Here is a 25,058-nt window from a genome sequence, read left to right as displayed (position 1 = left end):
CTGACGAATTAAGAGCCGCCTGTTCCATGCTGAAATAGTGTGGGACAGGCGGCTACACGTTTTTCAAACGATGCGCCCTACTTATGGCTCCTGTAAGCGCCGCTGACTTTTCAACAGCGCGACTCCGCTAATCAATGCCAGCATCATCAGGTAATAGCCCGGTGCCAGGCTGCTGCCGGTGGCGCTGATAAGCAATGTACAGATCAACGGTGCAAAACCGCCAAACACCGTTACAGCAATGTTGTAACTAATAGCCATTCCGCTGGCTCGCGTGGTGATGGGAAACAGATCCGCCATCATCGACGGCACGGTTGAAAAGTAAATTGATTTTAATAGCGCCATCCAGCCTACCAGTATCAGCAGCCTTCCCGGCGTAGGATGATTAACCACCAGCGCAAAAGCCGGGTAAATGGTTAACAGCAACAGGATTAACGATCCCCACATCAGCGGTTTTCGGCCGACCTTTTCCGACCACAGCCCCATTACGGGCGTGACAAGCGTTAAGATGATCCCCGCCAGTAGCGTGGCGCTGAAGGCGGCCGAGCCGGGTAAATGCAGCGTTTTGGTGGCGTAAGTGGGCACATAGTTCAGCATATAATTGATGCCGGTAGAAATAATCATCAGGCCAATCGCCAACAGCATCAAACTTTTTTGCCTGGCGACCAGATGCTTTAACGGCGAATGCACCTTTTCTCTGGCAACGAAGCTGGCTGGCTCATGGACGTGCCGACGGATGTAAAGCCCGACCGGCCCGATCAGCAGACCAAAAGCAAAAGGGATGCGCCAGCCCCACGCCTCGGTTTGCGCTTCGGTTAAATAGTGCGTTAAGCCCAAGCCAAAAGCCGACGCCATCAGCGTACTGGCCCCCTGCGTGGCAAACTGCCAGCTGGCGATAAAGGCGCGGCGCTGTGGGAAATGCTCTACCAGAAAAGCCGTGGAGCTGCCAAACTCGCCACCGGCAGAAAAGCCCTGAATCAGGCGCGCTAACAGGATCATTACCGGCGCGGCCAGGCCGATAGTGCTGTAAGCGGGCATAAATACGATAATGGCACCGCCCAGCATCATCAGCGAAATCGACATTAGCAACGCTTTTTTACGGCCCACGCGGTCGGCATAAGCACCTAACACAATCGCGCCCAGCGGCCGAATCAAAAACGAAACGCCGAAACTGCCAAAGGTTAGCAATAGCGAGACGGAAGGATCGGCAACCGGGAAAAAAGCGTGGGCGATATAGCTGGCGAAAAAACCGTAAACCGCGATATCAAACCACTCCAGCGCGTTGCCGATACAGGTAGCAAACAGCGTTTTGTAAAGGCTGGGCACGGTGGCGGTGGCCTGGCGTTCGATAACGGCGCTCATGGCCTGGCCCCTTTTTGCTGCTGATAGTGACGATGGCTGGCAAGCAGCTCGCTGCCCTTTTCGCCCAGCTCCCACAGCAGGCGCGTCATGATTTGCAGGCCCTCGCGCGCGATTGATATCAACAGATGCTCGTCGGCCGCATGCTGACCGCAGGCCGGGTAAGAATGCGGCACCCAAAGCGTCGGCAGATTTAAAATATGTGCAAAGACGTCGTTAGGCAGTGAACCGCCCAGGTTGGGTAATAGCGCCGGTTTTTTTTCGCTGGCCTGCTGCATGGCTTCCAGCGCCCAGCCTACCAGCGGATTACCGGGATCGAGTCTGGTTGCAGGCGTGCCGCGCAGCATCTCGACCTTCACCTGATGAAAACCGCGTTCGCCAAGGTGTGCCGTCAGATGGTCGGCAATATTTTCCCAGTCGGTTCCCGGCACAAAACGCAGCTGGCAAACGGCCGTCGCGCTGCCCGGTATCGCATTCATCGGGCGCGCCGGATTGCCGGTTAAAAAAGAGAGAACCTCCAGCGTGTTCCAGCCATACAGGCGTTCAACCGGCGTCAGGCCCGCTTCGCCCCACTCCGCATCAATTTGCGGCCCTGTGGCGTCCGGCGGTAAAACAATTTCGCCGAGGATGGTGCGCACCTCTTCAGTCAGCGCCGGAGGTTTGAGCGCGCTGACCTGAAGCTGACCGTGCTGGTTGACCAGGCTGGCAACGGCATTAGCCAGCTGCGTGCCGGGGTTGGAAAGCAGCCCGCCCCAGTTGCCGGAGTGATAATCGCGATCCCGCGCCTCAATGCTTAACCGGACGTTTACCGCACCGCGCGATCCTAAAAACAGCGTAGGCTGCTCTGCACTTAGCCTCGGGCCGTCTGAGGCGATAAAAATATCCGCGCCCAGCAGCTGCGGATTTTCACGGCAAATTTGTGCCAGGCCCGGTGAGCCAATCTCTTCGCCCATCTCAAACAGAAACTTGCAGTTGAACCCCAGCGAGCCGCCTCGCGCCGCAAAAATTTGCTCCAGTGCGGCGATGTTCACGGCGTGCTGCCCTTTATTATCGGCGCTGCCGCGACCATACCAGCGATCGCCCTCCTCCCTGAGCTGCCAGGGATCCAGGCCTGCGCGCCAGTTTTCATCATCACCAAACACTACATCGCCATGGCCATAACACAGCAACGTCGGCAACGCGCTATTTTCAATACGCGTCGCCAGCAAAAACGGCCGCAGCGGAGCCTGGGGGTTGGCAATCTCTGTCAGTGCAAAACCCAGTGCCTGCATGGCCGGAGCAATCTCCTCGTGCAGGTAGCGCTGGATCTCGCTTTCGCGGTCGTCACGCTGGCTTTCGGAACGAATAGCGATGCGACGTGCCAGAATTTGTTTGAACTCGCCGCTGTCAAACCAGGCATCCGCCCGCGTTAATACTTCGTTGATAGACATAAGATCCCCTGTGTTTGCCATTTATGTTGTTATGGCAACCATCTAAGCTAAAATCCTCCTTTGCCACAATTATAAAAATATCAAAGCCTCTTTGCTTTTAAAGCAAAGCACCGTTGCACAATTAAGCGGCATGCACCAGATAAGGGCAGATCAATGCTGAGTCCTGAAGTTCGTTATTTTCTGGCCGTTGCCAGTACCGGTTCGCTTAGCGCCGCCAGTCAGCAGCTGTTTGTGGCCGTTTCCGCCATCAGCCGCCAGATTCAGCGGCTCGAAGCGGAGATAGGCGCGCCTTTGTTTGAGCGCCACGCGCGCGGCATGACGCTTAATGAAGCCGGGAAGATTTTTGAAAGCCACGTGCGGCGTAGCCTGCTGGGTATGGAACAGGCGCGGGCGGAAATTAAGGGCTTAAAAGCGATACGGCGCACGGCGCTGCGGGTGGCCTGTACCGACGGCATGGCTTTTAGCCTGCTGCCTACGCTTTGCTCGCAGTTTCGCCAGCTTTATCCTGCGGTCAGCTTTAAAGTGATTGTAGGAAGCACTCAGGAAGTAGCGGAAACTTTGCATCAGGGAGAATGTGACGTCGCTTTGCAGTTTAGCCTGCATCCCGAACAGGGGGTTGAAGTGATGGGGTCGTGGCCCGCGCCCGTTCTGCTGGTGATGCGTAGAGATCATCCTCTGGCGCAAAGGCCCGCGCAGCTGAAAGATCTCTCCGCCTACCCGATGGCGCTACCCGATAGCGGCACCACGGTTCGACAGCTTTTCGATCTCTCCTGCCAGATGAACGGTATCTTTATTGAGCCGGTGCTGACCTGCAATAACTTCAGCACGCTGTACGCTTTTTTACAGCAAAACCCGTTAGCCGTTACGCTGTGCAGCCGGTTTAGCGTGCTGTATCACCATGATGATTCTGGCCTGGCGCTGCGTTCGGCAGGCGTCGATCGGCTGACGCAGCGTACGCTACAGGTGCAAACGGTCGCAGGCCGCCAGCGCTCGGCGGCGCTGAATCTTTTTCTTCAGTTTGTTTGTGAGCAGTTGGAGAAAGCGGTAACGGCGGAAGATCCGGAAAACCAGCAGCCTTCACTTTCATAAGGGCTGCCGGTTAGTCTTTCGATAAGCCTATTTCAGATCGACCTGATAAAAATCATGTTTACCGAAAGGATCGATTTGATAGCCGATGACCTCTTTGCGTACCGGCTCAAAAATTGTCGAGTGCGCAATCATCACCGCTGGCGCCTGGTCATGCATTATCTGCTGCGCCTGGCGATAAAGCTCGACTCGCCGATGATGATCCTGCTCGGCCCGCGCCTGGCTAATCAGCTGGTCAAAGGGCTTGTAACACCACTTTGAAGAATTCGAGCCGCCTTCAGCCGCGGTACAGCTAAACAGCGGGCCGAAGAAATTGTCCGGATCGCCCGTTGCGGTCGTCCAGCCCATCAGCGCTGCCTGATGATCGCCCTCTTTTACCCGCTTAAGATATTCACCCCATTCATAGGTAACAATGCGCGCGTTGATACCCACCTTTTGCCAGTCGGCCTGAATCATTTCCGCCATCCGGCGCGCGTTCGGGTTGTAAGGTCTTTGCACCGGCATCGCCCAGAGATCGATGGTGGTGCCTTTGGCAATACCGGCCTGCTGCAGCAGAGCTTTGGCCTTATCGGGATCGTACCCGTAATCCTTGAGTTCACCGTCGGCGCTCCAGACATCTGGCGGCAGCAGGTTTTTAGCAACGGTGCCCGTTTCCTGAAAAATAGCCTGCATGATGGCTGGCTTGTTGATAGCCATCGTCAACGCCCGCCGTACAATCACGTTATCCAGCGGCGCTTTTTGCGTATTAAAAGCCAGAAAACCGGTATTCAGCCCCGCTTTCTGCATCACCACCAGGTTGGGGTTGGCTTTCATCCGCGGCAGATCGGCAGGATTAGGAAAAGGCATAACCTGACATTCGTTTTTTTCCAGTTTGGCAAAGCGCACCGAGGCATCCGGCGTGATAGCAAAAACCAGCCTGTCCAGCTTCGCTTTGCCTTGCCAGTAATCCGGAAAAGCCCGGTAAAGAATGCGCGCGTCTTTCTGATACTGCACCAGCGCAAACGGCCCCGTGCCGACAGGCTCTCTGTCGACTTTTTCCGGCGTTCCCGCTTTAAGCATATTATCGGCATATTCCGCCGAGAGAATAGAGGCGAAATACCAGGCCAGATCGGCAAGGAACGGCGCTTCGGCGTGGGCCAGCGTAAAACGCACCGTATTATCATCCAGCTTTTCAATATTCTTGATCAGCGAACCAAACTGGAGGCTGTCGAAATTAGCGTAGGTGCCGTTGGAGATATTATGGTAGGGATTGTGCGGATCTTTCTGGCGCATAAAAGAGAAAATGACGTCATCGGCATTGAAATTACGCGTAGGGTGGAAATCTTTATTACTCTGGAACTTTACGCCCTTGCGTAAGTGAAAAGTATAAACCGTGCCGTCGGCGCTAATATCCCAGCTTTCGGCCAGGCTCGGGATAAGTTCTGTGGTGCCGTTCCTGAAGTCGACCAGGCGGTTATAGATCGTTACCGCGCTGGCATCAACGCTGGTACCCGACGTATAAAGCTGAGGATTAAAATTTTCTGGCGAACCTTCCGAACAATACACCAGCGTTTTTGCTGCTGCACTCATGCTCGCTGTGGCTATCAAAGCCGCAATCATTCCTTTCAATGCCCTTTGCTTCATTGCCTTCTCCTGAGTTTAAAAGAGGAGCAGCCCACCTTTTTCCGCAGAACGTGGTCGCTTGCTTTTATATTTAATCAGGATGAGTGGATTGGCAAAGATAATACCCTGCCAGACGGCAGGGTAGAATGGCAAGAAATCAGTTTAGCTTATAGTCCAGCGTAATTTCCGCGTTCATCAGCTGGGACACCGGACAACCGGCCTTGGCCTGATTAATAATTTCATCAAACTTAGCGCTGTCCGCGCCCGGTAGTTTAATCTGGCTTTGCAGCGCAATTTTAGTGATTTTAAAACCGTCGCCCGCTTTATCAAGCGAGACATCTGCGGTGGTATCAATGCTTTCCGGTACGTAACCTGCGTTACCTAACATTAACGACAGCGCCATCGAGAAACAGGCAGCGTGCGCCGCGCCAATCAGTTCTTCCGGGTTGGTGCCAGGCTTGCCTTCAAAGCGGGTATTAAAACCGTAAGGCTGCTCTTTCAGCGCGCCGCTTTCGGTGCTGATGGTACCTTTACCCTTTTTAATATCGCCTTCCCAGTGTGCCTGACCTTTCTTATGAATAGTCATTAATATCCTCCCGTTTACTTGTGGTGTGCCTTGAGTATAGTGGCTTTTCAGCGGTTTGCTGGCGACCGGCTTGCAAATGCTTAGTTACTGACCATTAATAAAAAGGCAAAGAGGAGAAACCTATGTTTAAAACTGACGACGTTGTGCAAAGTAAAACCGGCGGGCCCAAAATGGTTGTGTTACAGGTTAAAGGCGAAACGCTGTATTGCGCCAGGGTAGATGACGTAGAGCAAAAAGAGATTGAAGTCCCTGCCAGCTCGGTCAATCTTTATCACGAAGATGGTGATTTCGGCGTCTGCTGATCTTAAAAAGCACCCACGTAAAAAGGAGCAAAAATGGATCAGCAACTGGCCAGCCAGCTTACCCACCGTTTTTTTCGCTATCTTGCCGTCACCAGCCAGAGCGATGCGGCCGCAACCAGCCTGCCCAGCACGCCAGGCCAGCACGAAATGGCGGCTCTGCTGGCAGCCGAACTGCGCGCCATGCAGCTTCAGGATGTGGTGATTGACGACTGCGCCACCGTCACGGCCACCCTGCCCGGCACCCGCGCCGGCGCACCGCGCATCGGCTTTATTACCCATATCGATACGGTTGACGTTGGGCTTTCTCCCCATATTCATCCGCAGCTGCTGCGCTTTGAAGGGCAGGATCTTTGCCTTAATCCGCAGCAGGATATCTGGCTGCGGGTGGCTGACCACCCTGAAATTGTTCCTTATCAGAACGAAGAGATCCTTTTCAGCGACGGCACCAGCGTCTTAGGCGCGGATAATAAAGCCGCGGTTACCGTGGTGATGACGCTGCTGGAAAATCTTAAAGGCGATCATGGCGATATCGTGGTGGCTTTTGTACCCGATGAGGAAATCGGCCTGCGCGGCGCCAAAGCGCTGGATCTCGAGAAACGGTTTAACGTGGACTTTGCTTATACCATTGACTGCTGCGAGCTGGGCGAAGTCGTTTTCGAGAATTTTAACGCGGCGGCGGCGGAGATCGTTTTTAAAGGCGTGCCTGCCCATCCCATGTCGGGAAAAGGCGTGCTGGTCAATCCGCTACTGATGGCCTGGGATTTTATCAGCCACTTCGATCGCCAGCAGACGCCAGAACATACCGCCGGACGAGAGGGCTATACCTGGTTTAATGAGATGACGGGCAACGCCAGCGAAGCCCGCCTGAAAGCGTCCGTCCGCGACTTTGACCTGGCCAGTTTTGGCCGCCGAAAACAGCAGATTGCTGAAGTCGCTTCGCTGATTACCAGTCAGTATCCAACCGGCAAGGTCGAGGTCACCCTTAGCGATATCTACAGTAATATCAGCAACGCTATTGGCGAAGATCGGCGGGCAATCGATCTGCTGCTGAGCGCGCTGGAAAAGCTGGATATCGTTCCCAAAATTACGCCAATGCGTGGCGGCACCGATGGCGCAGCGCTGTCGGCCAAAGGATTACTGACGCCCAATTTCTTTACCGGCGCGCATAATTTCCATTCACGCTTTGAGTTTTTGCCAGTTTCCTCTTTTATAAAGTCTTATCAGGTTGCCCGGGAACTGTGCCTGCTGGCCGCGTCTCAGGCATAAAAAAAGCGCCGGGTAGCGGCGCTTGAGGTCTTTAGCAAACTGACATTTAAACATCAGATCGCGTTCAGGCGGGTGAACAGCAGCAATATGAAGCGCCGGGTAGCGGCGCTTCAGATCAATTTTCCCGCTTAAAAAGAAACCCAGTCATCGGCAGAGGCCGTGGCTTTTGCCGCTACCGGTCTGGCCGCAGGGGCAGCTTTGTAAGGTGCCGGCGACGGACTGGCGCTTGATGGTGACAGGCGGAATTTAGAGACGGACAGCGTCAGCTCTTCGGTCTGGCGTTCAAGCGCGCTGGCGGCGGTGGAAACTTCTTCCACCAGCGAGGCGTTCTGCTGCGTCACGCTATCCATTTCCGTAATCGCCGTACCAATTTGCGAGATGCCTTTGCTCTGCTCTTCAGAAGCGGACGCAATCTGCTTCATGATTTCGACCACTTCAGCCACGGCCTTCAGCATATCGTCCATCGTGCTGCCCGCCTCATTCACCAGCTTAGAGCCCTGGTTAACGCGCGTAACGGAATCCGCAATCAGCGTTTCGATCTCTTTGGCTGCGCCTGCGCTGCGCTGCGCCAGATTACGGACTTCGCTGGCCACCACGGCAAAACCACGGCCCTGCTCGCCAGCACGCGCCGCTTCTACTGCAGCGTTGAGTGCCAGAATGTTGGTCTGGAAGGCGATGCTGTTAATGACGCTGGTGATCTCCGCAATTTTCTGTGAACTACCGGAAATACCCTGCATGGTATTCACCACGTCATTGACCAGCTTGCCGCCTTTGCTGGCCGTTGAAGAGGCGCTTTGCGCCAGGTCGCTGGCCTGACGGGCGTTGTCGGCGTTAAATTTCACCGTGGCCGTCAGCTGTTCCATACTGGCCGCCGTTTGTTCCAGCGCCGCAGCCTGCTGCTCGGTACGGGAAGAGAGATCGTTGTTGCCGGAAGAAATTTCCGCCGCGCCACGATAGATATTATCGGTGCCGCTACGAATAGCGCTAACGGCTTCACGCAGGCTGTCCTGCATGGCCCGTAACAGCGGAACCAGTCTACCGACGCAGTTACGACCAATGTCCTCCAGCGGGTGGCTGAGATCGCCTTCGGCAATACGGCGGAAATGCTCACGCATGCCGTCGAGCGGACGAACCAGCATTTTCACCAGATAACGGTCGGTAAACAGCAAAATCAGCAGGCCCGCAATGACCGCAATAACGATAATTACCTTGGTCATATTGGTCAGATGATCGACGGTGACGCGCGTGGCATCAAGCTTGTCGCCTGCCGCCGCGTTAAATTTATCGACGCTGGCACCAAAGGCACGGCTAAGCGGCGGCGTAACGTTAGCGGCATGGCGACGAAAATCGTCCAGTACCGGCTGCTGCGCCAGGCGCATCTGCGGCAGAACGCCTTCATCCAGCAGCTTCTGCCAGCTTTCAATTACCGCGTTGGCATAACTGGCTTCCATCGGGCCCGGCGCTTCAGCTTTAAAATCCGCCAGCAATTTCGTCATGTTATCCAGCGCTTTTTGCACGGAAGCCATATCGGCTGCGGCCGTCGGGCTGTTTGCCTGACGTGACTCAACGGCGCGGGTCAGGCGGGTAATAAAACGAAAATATTGATCGTTACCTTTACTGAGCGTCGTCATCTGGTTAACCAGCTGACGATCGACCTCATTGCCTTTACCCACCGAGTTCAGTGCGCAAACGCTATAGATACCGACTGCCGTCCACAACAGACAAAAAAGGCCGAGACTCCACAGCATAACGCTGCGAATGGTAAAGTTTTTTAGCACATTCATAACTACTCCGTAACGATGTGAGAATCAGTTGGCTCGTCCTGAGAGGTGGACGTCTGACTGAGTTATCGGCATCGCTGGCGGGAACATGAATAGTTATTTTCTTATTAATTCAGGATGTTACAAAAATAACACCACCTTAACCTTTTGCTCTGTAACGCTTTTTTATTAAACGCCGGTCGCTAAATGAAACTATTTTGTTAAAAACTTATTTTCTTAACCGCACCATTCCCTTCATTAACAGGCGGAAAAGCTGCATTCGCCTGCGCATAAAGTTTTTTTCAAGCTTAAGGACGGGGCCCGTTTCACCAAAGCGCATCACGTTATCCGCGCGCGGTTGCCATGCGGGCCAGTTAATCTCGCCTTCCAGCTGTTGTGAGAAAACGCTGGCGTAACGGGCAAAGTTCACCCAGTAGCCGCTGACCTTTTGCGCGAATTCGCGATCGGTAGCGGTGAAAGGACGCTTGCCCATCTGCTCGCTCAGCTCATCCAGCGTGTTTAGCGTGTAGGGAATTTCATTGCCGTGCCAGGTACCATCGGGATAAAGATCGCGGGAGTTTTCCGAAACGTAATCAAAGTAGTAGCGCCAGGCCGGTACGCCATTGCGATACTGTGACAGCGCGGCGATATAGCCCATCGCGGTGAAGGTCATGTCGCGAGCGACCTGCCTTCCCAGCTTTGCATCGTCATAGATGCCATCATACAGCAGACGGATCATCTTCATGCGGATGCCGATTCGCTGCGTGTTACGCAGCTGTTTGATAATCGCCGCCGGTTCGACGCCAAAGTAGTTAAGCACGCTGGCTTCATCACTGTTACTGCCAATCATCAGCGGCAGCTTATGCTGCCTGACGCTGTTAAAAACGGTAAGCACCGGCAGCGGCAGCACTCTGTCACCCGCAATGGCTACCGGGCCGTTGGCCAGCGAAGTATCCAGCGGCCAAAAGGCATCCGCCGGCAAAGCGCGCAGCTGTTCTGCCGTGGCGTCAGCAAGATTAAAATGACGAGCGATTTTTATGCCGTTCTCCAGCGCCTTTTCCCGCGGAATATCAGGCAACGCATAAGGACTCTGCGCAATGCCCTTGTGAAACAGGCCAACGGAAAGCGGCGAGGCAAACAGCGACAGTACGCTGCGCGCGCCGGAGGATTCGCCAAAGATAGTCACGTTATGGCGATCGCCGCCAAAAGCGGCAATATTGCGCTGTATCCACTGCAGCGCGGCTATCTGATCGAGTAGCGCAAAGTTATTGACCACTTCGCCAGGCGGATACTCTTTATCCAGCGCCGGATGGGCAAAAAAGCCCAGGTGGCCTAAACGATAGTTAAGCGTGACCACGATCACGCCTTGCGCGGCCAGCGGCTGACCAATATAGGGCGCAAGGCCGCCTGCGCCGATGGTAAAGCCACCTCCGTGAATCCAGACCATAACCGGCAGCGGTCTTGCGGGTGCCGTTTCCGGCGTCCAGATATTCAGATAGAGGCAGTCTTCGCTGAACGCGCCGGGGTCGCCGCCGCCGACGGCCATGCAGTATTGCCGGTTTTGCCAGATGGCCGCGCCCCAGGCTGTTGCATCCCTTTCATCCTGCCACGGCGGCACCGGTTTTGGCGGCTGCCAGCGCCTGGTGCCCGTGGGTGGTGCGGCATAGGGTATTCCCCTGAAAACAAACACGTCCTTTTCTACACTTCCGCGTACCGTTCCTTCTGCTGTCCTGATCCTCACCACACGTTCGTTTTTCATCGCTGCGTCCTGAAGAGTCTGCCCTCATTATTTGCACTGGCGCAATTTCTGTCCACTGGCGCGCTTAATTTACAGAAAATGCTTACGATTTCTTAACGATTGAGAGGAGAGAAAATAAGACCCGCCTGGTTACTGGCCGGGAAAAGCGGCGTGGGATAAAGCGCTGCGCCTGCTGGCCCTTGTCGAAAAGCCAGCAGGCGTGGGGAAATTAAGAAGTGATGCTACTGCTGCGAGCGGCAATGACCGTAACGGAACTTGGCAACCAGCATCAGCGAAGTCAGCACGGCCGGAATAGCCAGGCTGGAGAAGACTTCCGTAATATGCCAGCCCATCGCTAACATTTGCGCACCGGCAAAAGCGCTGAGAATGGCCCCTATCCGCCCTACGCCGTGCATCCAGCTCGACCCCGTCGCACGCGCATGGGTAGGATAATAGCTGGCGGACAGCGCATTCATGCCCGTATTGGCACCGTTAAGGCAAAAACCGCTGCAGAAAGCCACCGTACCTAAAATCAGCGTATCTGCGGGCGCATAGCCTATCGCTACTGTGGCAATCGCCCCCGTAAAGTAGATGGCGGCCAGCGCCAGGTTGGCATTAAAGCGATCCATTATCCAGCCGGCAAACAGGGAACCAATCGTGCCGCCCGCCTGGTACATTGCCGTCACCAGCGCCGCCTGAGTTACCGTCATCCCCATGTCTTTGACTAATGACGGAAGCCAGCTGCCGATCAGGTACACCAGGAACAGCCCCATAAAATAGCTGCCCCACAGCAGAACGCTGCCGGAGAGATAAGGACGCGTCAGCACCAGCTTTACCGCCCCGTGCCGCTGCGCTTTTTCATCCATAGCAAAACGGCTACCCTGCGGTAGCTGGCCCGGCGCCATTTTTTCGACGATGCGCCGAATTTGCTCCACGGGCGCCTGACGCGACAGCAGGAAGCGCACGGATTCGGGTAGCCATTTCAGTAACATCGGGACAATCAGCAGCGGCAGGAGTCCGCCGACCACCAGCACGGAGTGCCAGCCCAGATTAGGGATAAGCCACGAAGCCGCAAACCCCCCGCCGGCCGCACCAAAGGTAAAGCCGCAAAAAACCACCGTAATAATAAAGGCGCGTTTGCGTTCAGGAGAATATTCCGCCACCAGCGTACCGACGTTGGGCATCGCCGCGCCCAGACCCAGCCCGGTAAGAAAGCGGAACAGCAGCATTTGATCGACGCTTTGTGAAAAGGCGGTCGCCAGCGTCAGCAGGCCAAAGAAAAAGACGCTGCTGATAATAATTACGCGGCGTCCAAAGCGGTCGGCCAGCGGGCCAGCAAACATCGCCCCCAGCGCGAGGCCAATCAGCGCGGCGCTGATCACCGCGCCCAGCTGTTGGGTACTGACGCCCCAGGTTGCCTTTAGCGCTGGCGCAATAAAGCCCATCAGGGCGATATCCATGCCGTCCATGGCAACCACGGCAAAACACAGGGCAATAATACGTTGCTGATAGCGAGTAATGCCGCCTTCGTTAATTAAGGCACGCACGTCTGTCGCAGCGATACTCTCCACGTTAGCGCTCCATGGCCAGCGTTTTTTTCACAGGCTGGCATCGATTCCGAAAAAAAAGTGTCGGTTATCATAACGGATTGCCATGCGGTTGACCCAGCAAAATAGTTGCTTTTCTGTAGCGAATTTCACGGAAAAAGCAAGCATCCGCAAGGAAAATGGGGGCTTTTATCAGAAAAACTGATATCGGGCAGGCAATAGCCCAACGGAAAGTAATGGAAAAGCGGGTTAATGTTAATTAAATTTTGCAATAAGGTTAACAATTATCTTGAGCGGGGCTTGCCTGACAATAGCCTTGCTGGCTACGCTGGATTATGGAAAAAAATTATCTGTTTAATCAGCGCATTCGTCTGCGTCATTTACATACTTTTGTCGCCGTGGCCCAGCAAGGTACGCTGGGGCGCGCCGCCGAAGTGCTGTCGCTTAGTCAGCCAGCGTTATCGAAAACGCTAAACGAGCTGGAAGAGATGACCGGTGCCAGGCTGTTTGAGCGAGGCCGCCTGGGTGCCCAGCTTACTACCGCTGGTGAACAGTTTATGACTCACGCGGTGCGTATTCTGGATGCGCTTAACCACGCGGGCCAGTCGCTCAGTCCCGTCGCCGAAAAGGATCCCGCCGTATTGCGCATAGGCGTACTGACTACGGTGGCGCTTGGCATGCTCCCTTCTATCCTCGAACGCTTTCACCAGCAGCAGCCAAGAACCGTGGTACAGGTTGCCACGCTGCACAATAACGTTCTGATTGCCGGGCTGCGGGCGGGCGAATTTGAAGTGGGCATTGGCCGCATGGCCGACGCCACCATGATGACCGGGCTGAATTATGAGCTGCTTTTTCTGGAGTCTTTACGGCTGGTCGTCCATCCCCAACACCCGCTGTTAAGTGACAACGTCACCCTGTCGCGCGCGCTGACCTGGCCAGTGGTAATATCACCGGAAGGCACGGCCCCCAGACGGATTGCCGATGCAATGCTAAAGGAACACGGCTGTCAGCTGCCCGATACGCTGGTGGAAACCTCAGCCACTTCGCTGGCGCGCCAGTTGGCCATGCGCTGTAACTACGTCTGGTTTGTGCCGTCCGGCGCTATTAAAGAAGATTTATTGCATAACGCTCTGGCGGCTTTACCCATTGCTTCACATGGCGCAGGCGAACCGGTAGGCATTATTACCCGCTCCGGTTCTCCCCTCAGCCGCAGCGCGGAGCTGCTAATGGCCGTGACCCGTAAGTCGCACTCCGGCTAGCGGCTGCGTTTGGCATGGCGCTCACGGTTTTCTGCCCGCGCCTGTTCGCTTTTTCTTAACGCCACGTAGCAGGCCCCGCTGCCGCCATGATGCGGCTGGGCGCTGCAAAACGCCTGTACCTGCTCAAACTGCTGAAGCCAGCGCGCCAGATAGCTGCGCACGATATTAGCGTGCGCATCATCTTCTTTACCCTTGCCGTGAATAATCAGCAGATTACGAAAGTTTTCATGCTCTGCCTGCAACATAAAGCTGTATAAGGACTGGCGGCAGGTTTCGACCGGCTGCCGCAGAAGATTCAGGCTGGCGTTCGGCTGGTACTTGCCCAGGCGCAGCTTATCCAGCACGCCCTGCTGGATCCCCTCGGCTTTATATTCCAGCGGCACTTCACGCGGAATAATCGTTAAAAAACCGCTGGTCAGCGGATTATCCAGCTGCAACTCTTCCTGACGCTGGCGTGGGGATTTGGTGGAAGGGGATTTTAGCCACAGAATATTGCTACAGTCCTTCAGCGGCGTGACGTCTTCCATCGCGTCTTTGAACAGGTCTTCATCGTTAAAGTTCATCATGCGAATTCCCCGGTGGCAGCATAGATAATGATGTAATGGTATCTCCACCGGGCTGGTCTGGCAAAAATTCACCGGGGTTAAACGCTATTCTTCCTGTTGCAGCGCAAAACGCGCGCTGGCTTCATCCGTCACCAGGCCGCTGATCCAGCCGCCCTTTAATACGGCGGCTATAGCCTGGTGCTTCTCGTGGCCGCCCGCGAAGGCAACAATCTGCCGCCGGGTATGCGCCGTCAGCCTGACGCTGGTCAGACGCTCGTCCAGCTCGCTTGCTGCCCGTTCCCCCTTCTTATCGATAAAGTGACCGATCATTTCTGCTGCTACCTGCTGCGACATTAATGTGGCCACCTCCGCGTCGCTGATAAAACCGTCCGCATTAAGCGGGCAGCCTGGCGCAACCTGACCGATGCCCACAAACATTACGTCAGCCTGCGCCGCTTTTTCCGTCACGGTGCGGTAGATACGATGATTGCACCAGAGATCGCGGTCTGCGGCGCTGTCGGCATAAAGCGGCGCGGGCAGAATAAAATAGCGCCCCTGGGTTTTTTCCGCCATCCATAACGGCACGTCGTAACGGGTACAGGAACCATCGCTGGCGATAGCGCCTATTAGCGAGACGCAGCTGTGCTGCGGCCGCTCAAACTCCGGCAGCTCGCTAATGGTTGCGCGTAATGTTCTGCCGGAGCCGACAGCGATAATCTGTGCCTGTGGATTTTTTAGCGTTTGCGCCATAACTTCCGCGCCCGCCACGGCGATCATCTGCTGCAGTCCGACGGCTTCTACCCCCTCAGAAGGGACAACCTGGCAAAGCGCCAGGCCAAAGCGCTGCTGTAGCTGTTGCGCCAGCGTCATGCATTCCGCTACCGGATGATTGACGGCCACGCTGACCAGCCCCTGCTCTGTGGCCAGCGCCACCAGCCGCTGCGCCACCTGGCGAGAAACGCCAAGCTTGTCGGCAATATCGTGCTGGGTTTCACCGGCAACGTAATACATCCAGGCCGCCCGCGCTGCCTGATCTAACTTTCTGTCGTGCTTGCTCATCATCCTGCCCATCTGTTTTGCACAGCTTACTGTGAATAATTGCCCGACCGCCGAGCAAAAGCAAATTTTGTGATCGCTCCCGCAGACAGTCGCGCGTAATTTCACCAGGCTGTAACACACTCAAGCAAAAGCCCTAACAAAGAGCAAAAGCCCAAATACTGGAGACCACCATGACCGCTTCTTCTGCCTCAGTCTGGCTGCACATCGGTGCAGGATCTTTCCACCGCGCGCATCAGGCCTGGTATCTGCACCGTCTGTTACAGCAGGGCGATACGCGCTGGGAAATTGCCCTTAGCAACATTCGTAACGACGCGGTGCCTTTACTGACGGCCCTTGCCGCGCAAAACGGCGAGTACGTGCTGGAGACCGTCACGCCTGAAGGCGAGCGCGAGTATGAAAAAATCACCTCGATCAAACATATTGTTCCCTGGGACGCGGAGCTGAAGGCGCTGACGGCCAGAGGCGCAGAGACGGCAACGCGGGTTATCGCCTTCACCGTTACCGAAAGCGGCTACTACCTGGACAGCGAGCACCAACTCGATCAGCAACATGCGGATATCAAGGCCGATATAAACGGCGAGACGCGTACGCTTTACGGAGCACTCAGGCGTATTTTGCAGGCGCGAGTTGAAGCGCATGGCGATCCGGTTACGCTATTGAGCTGCGATAACCTGCGGCATAACGGCGAACGCTTTCGTCAGGCTTTTCTGGCCTTTTTGCAGTTGTGCGGCGACGAAAAGCTGCTGGCGTGGGTAGCTGAGCAGACGAAATCCCCTGATACGATGGTCGATCGTATTACGCCGCGTCCTACAGCCGATATTGCCCCGCGCGTGCTGGCCGCAACCGGTTTTGCAGACAGCGCACCGGTGATGGGCGAGGCTTTTATTCAGTGGGTGGTGGAAGATGACTTTGCCGCAGGCCGTCCGGCGCTGGAAAAGGTGGGCGTCACCCTGGTCGATTCTGTCCTGCCGTGGGAAGAGGCGAAAATTCGCATCCTGAATGCCAGCCATAGCTGCATCGCCTGGGCCGGAACCCTGGTCGGGCAGGACTTTATTCATCAGAGCACCCGCACGCAGGAAATCAAAGAGATGGCCTGGGAGTATGTTACTCAGGACGTGATCCCTTCGCTTTCGCCCAGCCCGCTCGATTTGCAGGAGTATCGCGACGTCGTGCTGGCGCGCTTCGCCAACCCTTTTATCCGCGACACTAATCAACGCGTCGCGGCGGATGGCCTCTCCAAGATCCCCGGATTTATTACGCCGACCCTGACAGAAAGCTATGCGCGCGGCGATATCCCACGGGCAACCGCCGTTCTTCCTGCCCTGTTCTTTCTCTTTTTGCAGCGCTGGCATCAGGACGAACTTCCGTACGCTTACCAGGACGGCGCGCTGGACGCTGCAGGCTGGCACGCCGTAATGGCGAAGCCAGACGCCCTGGCAAACTATGCCGCTAACGAGACGCTGTTTGGCCCGCTGGCTAAAGACGCCAGGTTTGCCGCGCTATTGACCGAAACCGTTTCTGCGCTGGGCCAGTGGGCAAAAGTGCCGCAGCCGGTAAATGAATAAGGAGCAAGATATGTATCTGGGTATCGATCTTGGCACCTCTGAACTTAAAGCGCTGGTGCTTGCCGAAGGCGAAATCGTGGCAACCTGTAGCGCAAAGCTGAGCGTGCAGCGCCCGCATCCTCACTGGGCGGAGCAAGCGCCGCAGGACTGGTGGCAGGCCCTTGAGCAGACTATTGGTGAGCTGCGCCAGACGTTGGGCGAGCGCTGGTCTGCTATTCGCGCTATCGGGCTTTCTGGCCAGATGCACGGTGCCGTCCTGATGGATAGCCACCATCAGGTGCTGCGCCCCTGCATTTTATGGAACGATACCCGCAGCGCGGCGGAGTGCAGCGAACTCACTGAACAAGCCAGCGATTTACACAGTGTCTCCGGCAATCTCGCTATGCCCGGCTTCACGGCACCGAAACTGCTGTGGGTAGCGCGTTATGAACCAGAGATTTTTGCCCGCATCGCCACGGTGTTATTGCCCAAGGACTATCTGCGCTGGCGTATGTCCGGAGAAAAAATCGCCGACATGTCGGACGCCGCCGGGACGCTCTGGCTTGATGTTGCGCGTCGTGACTGGTCAGACAGCCTGCTGGCAGCCTGTGGCCTGACCAGAGATCAGATGCCGCGCTTAACGGAAGGTTCGCAGCCCGCAGGCAAACTGCAAAGCGACGTTGCGCACCGCTGGGGCCTGCCGGAAGGCATTATTATTGCGGGCGGCGGTGGCGATAACGCGGCCAGCGCGGTTGGGCTGGGCGCGGTTGAACCCGGCGATGCCTTTATTTCACTGGGTACCTCCGGCGTGCTGTTTGCCGTCAACGATCGCTTTCGTCCTGCGCCGGCTTCAGCCGTTCATGCTTTCTGCCATGCACTGCCCGCACGCTGGCATCAGATGAGCGTAATGCTGTCGGCTGCCTCCTGCCTGCGCTGGCTTTGCGAACTGCTTAACGCGTCTGAAAGCGAATTGCTGGCGGAAGTGGCTGCTTTAAGCGAAGAGGCGCAGCGTACCGCACCGCTGTTTCTGCCCTATCTGGCTGGCGAACGCACGCCGCATAACGATCCGCAGGCCAGTGGATCTTTTCATCATCTGACTTTGTCCACGCAGCGCGCCGCGCTTGCCTATGCCGTGCTGGAGGGCGTTGCCTTTGGGCTGGCAGACGGCCTGAAAGCGCTGAACGAGGCGGGGACGGAACTGGACTGCTGCTCCCTGACCGGCGGCGGCGCACGCAGTGCCTTCTGGGCGCAGCTGATTGCGGACACGCTCGATTTACCCATCGTGACCCACCAGGGAGGAGAAACCGGTGGTGCGCTGGGTGCGGCACGCCTGGGCTGGCTGGCCGATGGCGGCGAGCCGCAGCAGGTCTGTCAAAAACCGGCCGTCCTCAAACGCTACCTGCCTGACGCGACTCGCCATCACCAGCTACAGCGGCGGCTCGATTATTTCCGGCTGCTTTATCAACAGCAGCGAGAAGCGCGCGGCGCTTTCTGAGACATAAACCGGGCGCATCGGGCGTCCGTTACCTGACAACAGAGGAATTATGATGAAATCAGCCACTAACTGGTTCGGCCTCCCCTTGCCTTTACTCTGGGGCTATATCGCCATCGCCGTATTTATGAGCGGGGACGGCTTTGAAATGGCCTTCCTGTCAAAACATATTACCGATCTCGGTTTCACCCCTTCGCAATCCGCTCTGGTGTTTACGCTTTATGGCGGCGCGGCGGCGCTGGCCGCATGGAGCTCTGGCGTGGTAGCGGAAATTATCACGCCGCAGCGCGCAATGCGTATCGGCTTCATACTGTGGGTAGTTATGCATGTCCTGTTTATGACGTTGGGACTGGGCCTGCGCAACTATCCGCTGATGCTGCTGTTTTACGGCATTCGCGGTCTCGCCTATCCGCTGTTTATCTACTCTTTTGTGATGCTGGTGGTGCAAAACGTTCCCAAACAGCAGCTTTCTTCGGCTATGGGCTGGTTCTGGGCCATGTATTCCATTGGCATTGGCTGTGTGGGCAGCTATTTGCCCAGCTTTACCATCCCGTGGATGGGTGAAACCGGCACCTTGTGGTTTGCCATTGCCTGGGTTGCCGCTGGCGGCCTGATGGCGATGTTCCTGTTACGTAATGTCGGCGGCGAAAGTGAAAAAGCGCAGCTTTCGACCCGTGAAAAAATGACCGAGCTATCGCGTGCCGTTACCATTCTTTTTACCAACCGTAATATTTTTCTCGCCTGCATGATCCGCATTATCAACACGCTTTCGCTGTTTGGCTTTGCGGTGGTGATGCCAATGCTGTTCGTTGGCCGGTTAGGTTTCAGCATGTCGGAGTGGCTGCAAATCTGGGCGGTGTTCTTTTTCGTCACCATTTTTACCAATATTATGTGGGGCGTGCTGGGAGAATATATCGGCTGGATCCGTCAGGTACGCTGGTTTGGCTGCCTGGGCTGCGCGCTCTCCAGCCTGGCCTTTTATTATCTGCCGGTAACCTTTGGGCATAACTTTTGGGTCGCGCTGGTGCCAGCCGTTATGCTGGGGATTACCGTTGCCGCCTTTGTGCCTATGACAGCGGTATTCCCGGTACTAGAGCCAAAGCATAAAGGGGCAGCAATCTCGATTTATAACCTGTCAGCAGGGCTGAGTAACTTCCTCGCGCCCGCTATTGCTTCACTGGTTTTACCTTTTTTTGACATCAAAGGCGTGGTCTGGACCTACACTGCGCTCTACCTCGTTGCGGGCGTGTTAACGCTGATTATTCGGGTAGAGCAACCTTCCAGAAAAGTAGCAGAAAAAAGGATCAATCACTACGCTACGAAGCCCGCGACATCAGATAAAACGCCAGTTTGATTTTTGACGCTTTATAAACGGGAGGTCACCAAAAGTGACATCCCTGTTTTTTATGTGGCTAAATTTCTCCGCATGAGTTCCCTTCATCGCGCAAAAAATGTTAAAATTGACCTCAATCAATAATCACTCGAGCCAACACTATGATCCCGGAAAAGCGTGTTATCAACAGACGTATCCAGTCTGGCGGTTGTGCCATTCATTGTCAGGATTGCAGCATCAGTCAGCTCTGTATTCCTTTCACGCTGAACGAGCATGAACTCGATCAGCTGGACAATATTATCGAGCGCAAAAAACCTATCCAAAAGGGCCAGACGCTGTTTAAAGCAGGCGATGAGCTAAAGTCGCTCTACGCCATTCGCTCCGGGAGCATTAAGAGCTATACCATCACCGAACAGGGTGACGAGCAGATTACCGGTTTTCACCTGGCTGGCGACCTGGTAGGCTTCGACGCCATCAGCGTGGGCGAGCACCCCAGCTTCTCGCAGGCGCTGGAGACCGCAATGGTCTGCGAGATCCCTTTTGAAACTCTTGATGACCTTTCTGGTAAAATGCCCAGCCTGCGCCAGCAGATGATGCGCCTGATGAGCGGCGAAATTAAGGGCGACCAGGAGATGATCCTGCTGCTGTCAAAGAAAAATGCCGAAGAGCGGCTGGCGGCCTTTATCTATGGGCTATCGCGCCGCTTTGGCGAGCGCGGCTTTTCCCCGCGCGAGTTCCGTCTGACCATGACCCGGGGCGATATCGGCAACTACTTAGGCCTGACGGTAGAAACCATCAGCCGCCTGCTGGGCCGCTTCCAGAAAAGCGGCATGCTGGCGGTAAAAGGCAAGTACATCACCATTGAAAATCATGAGGTCCTGTCGCAGCTTGCCGGTCAAAGCCGCGCTATCGCCTGATTTTTAGCTGGCCGGCTTTGTCCGGCCTTTCCTCACGTCCTTTATATGTTGCGCTTTTAATGACGCTTCTTCTGCTGTCCACGCAGTCCCGCCGCCGTATTTGTTAAAAGGTTGATCTGGCAATAACTTTTTTCTTTTTTCCGGACGATGATTGGGCTATCTTTTAAGCTACTCAGCGTAGGAGGATCCGTTATGGCTAAGTATCAAAACATTCTTGTGGCGATCGACGCGCAACAGGACGACCAGCCAGCGCTGCGCCGTGCTGTCTATCTCAATCAGCGTCTCGGTGGTCAGATCACGGCATTTCTGCCAATCTATGATTTTTCATATGAAATGACGACGTTACTGTCGCCTGATGAACGGGTGACCATGCGTAAAGGCGTGGTCAGCCAGCGTACCGAATGGATCCGCGAACAGGCTAAAGCCTATCTTGCCGCGGGCATTAACATCAATATCAAAGTGGTCTGGCATAATCGCCCCTATGAAGCAATTATTCAGGAAGTGCTGGATGGCGGTTACGATCTGCTGCTGAAGATGGCGCACCAGCACGACAGGTTGCAGGCGGTGGTGTTTACGCCGACTGACTGGCACCTGTTGCGTAAATGCCCTTGCCCGGTGTGGATGGTTAAAGACCAGCCGTGGCCGGAAGGCGGCAAAGCCGTTGTGGCGGTGAACCTGGCCAGCGAAGAACCGCATCACGATCCGCTTAACACGCTGCTGGTGAAAGAGACGCTGGAACTGGCCGAACAGGTAAACCACACTGAGGTGCATCTGGTCGGTGCCTATCCCATTACCCCAATCAATATCGCCATTGAACTGCCGGATTTCGATCCCGGCGTCTATAACGACGCTATTCGCGGGCAGCATCTGCTGGCGATGAAGGCGCTGCGGCAAAAATTCAGTATCGACGAAAAATACACCCATGTTGATAAAGGCTTGCCGGAAGAGGTCATTCCAAACCTGGCCGAGCAGCTTGACGCGGGTGTCGTGGTATTAGGCACCATTGGCCGTACCGGCCTCTCGGCTGCCTTCCTCGGTAATACGGCTGAGCAGGTTATTGACCATCTGCGCTGCGATCTGCTGGCCATCAAGCCGGAAGGGTTTGTCTCGCCGATTGAGCTGGATACAGACGAAGAGGATTAGCCAGAGGTCATGAACAATAAAGGCCGGGAAATCCCGGCCTTTTTATTGCGTCGCTAAAAATTCAACGACTACAGCGCTTTCAGAATCGCATCTACGGTCGCTTTCGCATCACCGAACAGCATCTGCGTGTTCTCGCGGAAGAACAGCGGGTTCTGTACACCAGCGTAGCCGGTATTCATTGAACGCTTAAACACCACCACGTTTTGCGCTTTCCAGACTTCCAGCACCGGCATGCCCGCGATCGGACTACGCGGATCTTCCTGTGCCGCCGGGTTAACGGTGTCGTTAGCGCCAATCACCAGCACGGTATCCGTCTCGCTAAAGTCATCGTTGATTTCGTCCATTTCCAGCACGATATCGTAAGGCACCCGCGCCTCAGCCAGCAGGACGTTCATGTGGCCAGGCAGACGTCCGGCGACGGGATGGATGCCGAAACGCACCTTAATGCCTTTTGCACGCAGCTTCTCGGTGATTTCCGCAACCGGATACTGCGCCTGCGCTACCGCCATGCCATAGCCGGGGGTAATAATGACGCTGCTGGAATTTCTCAGCATCTCGGCCGTGCCCTGCACGTCAATTTCGCGGTGCTCGCCCTGCTCTGCTTCTTCGCCGCCAGAGCTGCTGTCCGTACCGAAACCACCGGCAATCACGCTGACAAAGGAGCGATTCATCGCCTTACACATAATGTAAGACAGAATTGCGCCGCTTGACCCCACCAGCGCGCCGGTCACAATCAGCAGATCGTTGCCGAGCATAAAACCAGCCGCTGCCGCTGCCCAGCCCGAGTAGGAGTTAAGCATTGAAACTACGACCGGCATATCTGCACCGCCGATAGAAGCCACCAGATGCCAGCCAAACGCCAGCGCGATAACGGTCATCAGCAGCAGCGCAAAGACCTGTGCGCCCACGCTTTCGGTACGTACAAAGATAATCAGCAGGCACAGCGACACCACCAGCGCCAGCAGATTAAGCTTGTGGCGATGCGGCAACGCCAGCGGTCGAGAAGAGATTTTCCCGCACAGTTTGCCCCAGGCGACCAGCGAGCCGGCGAAGGTCACGGCACCAATGAACACGCCGATAAAGACCTCGGTCAGATGGATGTTTTCCATCACCACATCTGTACCCGGCACGTGATCGATATAGCTGTTGTAGCCAACCAGAACAGCGGCAAGCCCCACAAAGCTGTGCAGAACCGCCACCAGCTCCGGCATTTCGGTCATCTCAACCTTTTTCGCCAGACGAATACCGATAGCGCCACCGATGACCATGGCCACCAGCACCCAGCCGATTTTGCTGCTGTCAGGCCCCATCATGGTTGCCAGCAGCGCGATGGTCATGCCGCTGATGCCAAACAGATTGCCTTGTTTAGAAGTTTCATGTTTCGACAGCCCCGCAAGGCTGCAAATAAAAAGAATTGCGGCAACAATGTATGCTGCAGTCACTAATCCGCCAGACATTGATTATCCCTCAGTTCTTACGAAACATTTTCAGCATGCGCTGAGTTACGGTGAAGCCACCAAAAATATTGATGCTGGCTATCAGCACGGCAACAAAGGAGAAGAAGCTCACCCAGCCGCCGTGACCCATTTGCAGCACCGCGCCGACCACGATAATGCCGGAGATGGCATTGGTGACCGACATCAGCGGCGTATGCAGCGCATGGCTGACGTTCCAGACCACGTAGTAACCCACCACGCAGGAGAGCGCAAAAACGGTAAAGTGCGTCAGGAAAGCGGGCGGCGCGACGTTAGCCAGCCAGCCGAACAGGATAATCGCCAGCGCGAACAGCGCGTACTTACGCCACGGCGAAGCAGGTTTTTCCGGTGCTTTTTCGGGCGCTTTTGCCGCTGCCGGAGCGGCTTTCGGCGCTGCAGAAACCTGGATAGGCGGCGCAGGCCAGGTAATCTCGCCGTCGCGAATGACGGTAACGCCACGGATCACCACATCGTCAAAGTCGATAGTGATTTCGCCGTTTTTCTCTTTGCAGAGCAGTTTTAAAAGGTTGACCAGATTGGTGCCGTAGAGCTGGGAGGATTGCGTTGGCAGACGGCCCGGCAAATCGGTGTAGCCAATGATTTTTACGCCGTTTTCGGTGGTGGTGACCTTGTCCGCTACGGTTAGCTCACAGTTGCCGCCGGTTTGCGCCGCCAGATCGACAATCACGCTGCCCGGCTTCATCGAAGCCACCATCTCGGCGGTGATCAGCTTTGGTGCCGGTTTGCCGGGGATCAGGGCGGTAGTGACAATGATATCCACTTCCTGCGCCTGGGCAGCGAACAGCGCCATCTCGGCCTTGATAAAGGCTTCGGACATCACTTTGGCATAGCCGTCGCCGCTGCCCGCTTCCTCTTCAAAGTCCAGCTCGAGGAACTCCGCGCCCATGCTCTGCACTTGTTCTTTCACTTCCGGGCGGGTATCAAAGGCACGTACGATAGCGCCAAGGCTGTTGGCCGCGCCGATAGCAGCCAGACCGGCGACGCCCGCGCCAATTACCATCACTTTTGCCGGCGGTACTTTACCCGCGGCGGTAATCTGACCGGTAAAGAAGCGGCCAAACTCGTGAGCGGCCTCAACGATAGCGCGATAGCCAGCGATATTGGCCATGGAGCTTAACGCATCCAGCGACTGCGCACGGGAAATACGCGGCACCGCATCCATCGACATCACGGTAATTTTGCGTGCCGCCAGCTTTTCCAGCAGCGCCGGGTTTTGCGCAGGCCAGATAAAGCTGACCAGCGTTGTGCCCTCACGCGCCAGGTCGATTTCATCGTCCAGCGGTGCGTTAACCTTTAACACAATATCCGCCTGCCAGACGGCAGCGTTATCCACCAGCGTGGCCCCTGCGGCAGCATAAGCCGCGTCATCAAAGCTGGCCAGCTTGCCTGCGCCCTGCTCGACCGCCACGCTGAAGCCCAGCGCCAGCAGCTGCTCAACCGTTTTCGGCGTCGCGGCGACTCGCGTTTCGTTGGGCAACCGCTCTTTGGTAATTCCAATCAGCATAGTATTCCCTTTCATCAGAGGTGAGATGATCCCGTTTATATGGCAAAAGGCCAGGCCCTTTACCCTTTATCTGTCTGCCCTATAACCTACTGA

Annotated in this window: 20 protein-coding genes; 9 read left to right on the top strand and 11 right to left on the bottom strand. The window is 55.7% G+C overall.

Translation table 11 applies throughout. The annotated features are described in order from the left end of the window. Window positions 1-81 precede the first annotated feature (81 nt). Window positions 82-1,359, bottom strand: coding sequence for an MFS transporter (locus ACMGGR_RS09660; protein WP_246759511.1), 1,278 nt, complete (start codon window positions 1,357-1,359; stop codon window positions 82-84). Next, complete coding sequence (locus ACMGGR_RS09655) at window positions 1,356-2,786, bottom strand: M20 family metallopeptidase (protein WP_414148760.1); 1,431 nt, start codon at window positions 2,784-2,786, stop codon at window positions 1,356-1,358. The genes ACMGGR_RS09660 and ACMGGR_RS09655 overlap by 4 nt, the downstream gene beginning before the upstream one ends. Window positions 2,787-2,939: 153 nt before the next feature. Between ACMGGR_RS09655 and ACMGGR_RS09650 the strand changes: the two genes are divergently transcribed. Next, window positions 2,940-3,875, top strand: coding sequence for a LysR family transcriptional regulator (locus ACMGGR_RS09650; RefSeq protein ID WP_414148759.1), 936 nt, complete (start codon window positions 2,940-2,942; stop codon window positions 3,873-3,875). A 27-nt stretch (window positions 3,876-3,902) separates the two neighbouring features. On the opposite strand, the gene ACMGGR_RS09645 is transcribed toward ACMGGR_RS09650, so the two are convergent. Next, window positions 3,903-5,495: an ABC transporter substrate-binding protein gene (locus tag ACMGGR_RS09645; RefSeq protein WP_246759515.1), complete on the bottom strand. Its 1,593-nt coding sequence runs from the start codon at window positions 5,493-5,495 to the stop codon at window positions 3,903-3,905. 136 nt (window positions 5,496-5,631) lie between these two features. Next, window positions 5,632-6,060, bottom strand: a complete 429-nt coding sequence (locus ACMGGR_RS09640; protein ID WP_414148758.1) for an OsmC family protein — start codon at window positions 6,058-6,060, stop codon at window positions 5,632-5,634. Window positions 6,061-6,182: 122 nt separating this feature from the next. Between ACMGGR_RS09640 and ACMGGR_RS09635 the strand changes: the two genes are divergently transcribed. Both ACMGGR_RS09635 and pepT read left to right on the top strand, forming a co-directional pair. Then, complete coding sequence (locus ACMGGR_RS09635) at window positions 6,183-6,362, top strand: DUF2158 domain-containing protein (RefSeq protein WP_414148757.1); 180 nt, start codon at window positions 6,183-6,185, stop codon at window positions 6,360-6,362. Between the two features lie 33 nt (window positions 6,363-6,395). After that, the gene (gene pepT / locus ACMGGR_RS09630; protein WP_414148756.1) at window positions 6,396-7,628 is read left to right on the top strand and encodes a peptidase T; all 1,233 of its coding nucleotides are present in this window, start codon (window positions 6,396-6,398) and stop codon (window positions 7,626-7,628) included. Window positions 7,629-7,756: 128 nt separating this feature from the next. Here pepT and ACMGGR_RS09625 read toward each other — a convergent pair whose 3' ends face one another. The 3 genes from ACMGGR_RS09625 to ACMGGR_RS09615 form a co-directional block, all read right to left on the bottom strand. Next, window positions 7,757-9,412, bottom strand: coding sequence for a methyl-accepting chemotaxis protein (locus ACMGGR_RS09625; protein WP_414148755.1), 1,656 nt, complete (start codon window positions 9,410-9,412; stop codon window positions 7,757-7,759). Window positions 9,413-9,617: 205 nt separating this feature from the next. Next, window positions 9,618-11,147, bottom strand: coding sequence for a carboxylesterase/lipase family protein (locus tag ACMGGR_RS09620; RefSeq protein WP_414148754.1), 1,530 nt, complete (start codon window positions 11,145-11,147; stop codon window positions 9,618-9,620). Window positions 11,148-11,368: 221 nt separating this feature from the next. Beyond that, a complete protein-coding gene (locus tag ACMGGR_RS09615) occupies window positions 11,369-12,697 on the bottom strand; it encodes an MFS transporter (RefSeq protein ID WP_246759522.1) in 1,329 nt (442 codons plus the stop codon). 311 nt (window positions 12,698-13,008) lie between these two features. Between ACMGGR_RS09615 and ACMGGR_RS09610 the strand changes: the two genes are divergently transcribed. Next, window positions 13,009-13,932, top strand: coding sequence for a LysR substrate-binding domain-containing protein (locus ACMGGR_RS09610; protein ID WP_246759523.1), 924 nt, complete (start codon window positions 13,009-13,011; stop codon window positions 13,930-13,932). On the opposite strand, the gene smrA is transcribed toward ACMGGR_RS09610, so the two are convergent. Next, a complete protein-coding gene (smrA, locus tag ACMGGR_RS09605; protein ID WP_246759746.1) occupies window positions 13,929-14,495 on the bottom strand; it encodes a DNA endonuclease SmrA in 567 nt (188 codons plus the stop codon). The two genes, ACMGGR_RS09610 and smrA, sit on opposite strands and share 4 nt — an antisense overlap. An 87-nt stretch (window positions 14,496-14,582) precedes the next feature. After that, window positions 14,583-15,536, bottom strand: coding sequence for a sugar-binding transcriptional regulator (locus tag ACMGGR_RS09600; RefSeq protein ID WP_246759748.1), 954 nt, complete (start codon window positions 15,534-15,536; stop codon window positions 14,583-14,585). Window positions 15,537-15,706: 170 nt separating this feature from the next. On the opposite strand from ACMGGR_RS09600, the gene dalD reads away from it, so the two are divergent. The 5 genes from dalD to uspE all read left to right on the top strand — a co-directional run bounded on the left by dalD (window position 15,707) and on the right by uspE (window position 21,965). Beyond that, a complete protein-coding gene (gene dalD, locus ACMGGR_RS09595; protein ID WP_246759525.1) occupies window positions 15,707-17,101 on the top strand; it encodes a D-arabinitol 4-dehydrogenase in 1,395 nt (464 codons plus the stop codon). A gap of 10 nt (window positions 17,102-17,111) precedes the next feature. Continuing rightward, window positions 17,112-18,575, top strand: a complete 1,464-nt coding sequence (gene xylB, locus ACMGGR_RS09590) for a xylulokinase (protein WP_414148940.1) — start codon at window positions 17,112-17,114, stop codon at window positions 18,573-18,575. A 52-nt stretch (window positions 18,576-18,627) separates the two neighbouring features. Then, on the top strand, window positions 18,628-19,926 hold the full coding sequence (locus ACMGGR_RS09585; RefSeq protein WP_246759526.1) for an MFS transporter: 1,299 nt from the start codon (window positions 18,628-18,630) through the stop codon (window positions 19,924-19,926). A 140-nt stretch (window positions 19,927-20,066) separates the two neighbouring features. Further along, window positions 20,067-20,822, top strand: a complete 756-nt coding sequence (locus tag ACMGGR_RS09580) for an FNR family transcription factor (protein ID WP_246759527.1) — start codon at window positions 20,067-20,069, stop codon at window positions 20,820-20,822. A gap of 192 nt (window positions 20,823-21,014) precedes the next feature. After that, window positions 21,015-21,965, top strand: coding sequence for a universal stress protein UspE (gene uspE, locus ACMGGR_RS09575; RefSeq protein ID WP_246759528.1), 951 nt, complete (start codon window positions 21,015-21,017; stop codon window positions 21,963-21,965). 68 nt (window positions 21,966-22,033) lie between these two features. Here uspE and pntB read toward each other — a convergent pair whose 3' ends face one another. Both pntB and pntA read right to left on the bottom strand, forming a co-directional pair. Then, complete coding sequence (gene pntB / locus ACMGGR_RS09570; RefSeq protein WP_414148753.1) at window positions 22,034-23,422, bottom strand: Re/Si-specific NAD(P)(+) transhydrogenase subunit beta; 1,389 nt, start codon at window positions 23,420-23,422, stop codon at window positions 22,034-22,036. A 10-nt stretch (window positions 23,423-23,432) separates the two neighbouring features. Next, the gene (gene pntA / locus ACMGGR_RS09565) at window positions 23,433-24,965 is read right to left on the bottom strand and encodes a Re/Si-specific NAD(P)(+) transhydrogenase subunit alpha (RefSeq protein ID WP_414148752.1); all 1,533 of its coding nucleotides are present in this window, start codon (window positions 24,963-24,965) and stop codon (window positions 23,433-23,435) included. Between the last annotated feature and the right edge of the window lie 93 nt (window positions 24,966-25,058).

Origin of the sequence: Erwinia sp. BNK-24-b (assembly GCF_047456155.1) — a bacterium.
GTDB lineage: Bacteria > Pseudomonadota > Gammaproteobacteria > Enterobacterales > Enterobacteriaceae > Erwinia > Erwinia phyllosphaerae.
Note: the sequence above shows the minus strand (reverse complement) of the source record. Positions and strands in the feature narration are given on the sequence as shown.

Excerpts from the sequence above, each read along its gene's own strand:
- ACMGGR_RS09660 (WP_246759511.1), bottom strand. The coding sequence starts at position 1,359 with ATGAGCGCCGTTATCGAACGCCAGGCCACCGCCACCGTGCCCAGCCTT.
- ACMGGR_RS09655 (WP_414148760.1), bottom strand. The coding sequence starts at position 2,786 with ATGTCTATCAACGAAGTATTAACGCGGGCGGATGCCTGGTTTGACAGC.
- ACMGGR_RS09650 (WP_414148759.1), top strand. The coding sequence starts at position 2,940 with ATGCTGAGTCCTGAAGTTCGTTATTTTCTGGCCGTTGCCAGTACCGGT.
- ACMGGR_RS09645 (WP_246759515.1), bottom strand. The coding sequence starts at position 5,495 with ATGAAGCAAAGGGCATTGAAAGGAATGATTGCGGCTTTGATAGCCACA.
- ACMGGR_RS09640 (WP_414148758.1), bottom strand. The coding sequence starts at position 6,060 with ATGACTATTCATAAGAAAGGTCAGGCACACTGGGAAGGCGATATTAAA.
- ACMGGR_RS09635 (WP_414148757.1), top strand. The coding sequence starts at position 6,183 with ATGTTTAAAACTGACGACGTTGTGCAAAGTAAAACCGGCGGGCCCAAA.
- pepT (WP_414148756.1), top strand. The coding sequence starts at position 6,396 with ATGGATCAGCAACTGGCCAGCCAGCTTACCCACCGTTTTTTTCGCTAT.
- ACMGGR_RS09625 (WP_414148755.1), bottom strand. The coding sequence starts at position 9,412 with ATGAATGTGCTAAAAAACTTTACCATTCGCAGCGTTATGCTGTGGAGT.
- ACMGGR_RS09620 (WP_414148754.1), bottom strand. The coding sequence starts at position 11,147 with ATGAAAAACGAACGTGTGGTGAGGATCAGGACAGCAGAAGGAACGGTA.
- ACMGGR_RS09610 (WP_246759523.1), top strand. The coding sequence starts at position 13,009 with ATGGAAAAAAATTATCTGTTTAATCAGCGCATTCGTCTGCGTCATTTA.
- smrA (WP_246759746.1), bottom strand. The coding sequence starts at position 14,495 with ATGAACTTTAACGATGAAGACCTGTTCAAAGACGCGATGGAAGACGTC.
- ACMGGR_RS09600 (WP_246759748.1), bottom strand. The coding sequence starts at position 15,536 with ATGAGCAAGCACGACAGAAAGTTAGATCAGGCAGCGCGGGCGGCCTGG.
- dalD (WP_246759525.1), top strand. The coding sequence starts at position 15,707 with ATGACCGCTTCTTCTGCCTCAGTCTGGCTGCACATCGGTGCAGGATCT.
- xylB (WP_414148940.1), top strand. The coding sequence starts at position 17,112 with ATGTATCTGGGTATCGATCTTGGCACCTCTGAACTTAAAGCGCTGGTG.
- ACMGGR_RS09585 (WP_246759526.1), top strand. The coding sequence starts at position 18,628 with ATGAAATCAGCCACTAACTGGTTCGGCCTCCCCTTGCCTTTACTCTGG.
- ACMGGR_RS09580 (WP_246759527.1), top strand. The coding sequence starts at position 20,067 with ATGATCCCGGAAAAGCGTGTTATCAACAGACGTATCCAGTCTGGCGGT.
- uspE (WP_246759528.1), top strand. The coding sequence starts at position 21,015 with ATGGCTAAGTATCAAAACATTCTTGTGGCGATCGACGCGCAACAGGAC.
- pntB (WP_414148753.1), bottom strand. The coding sequence starts at position 23,422 with ATGTCTGGCGGATTAGTGACTGCAGCATACATTGTTGCCGCAATTCTT.
- pntA (WP_414148752.1), bottom strand. The coding sequence starts at position 24,965 with ATGCTGATTGGAATTACCAAAGAGCGGTTGCCCAACGAAACGCGAGTC.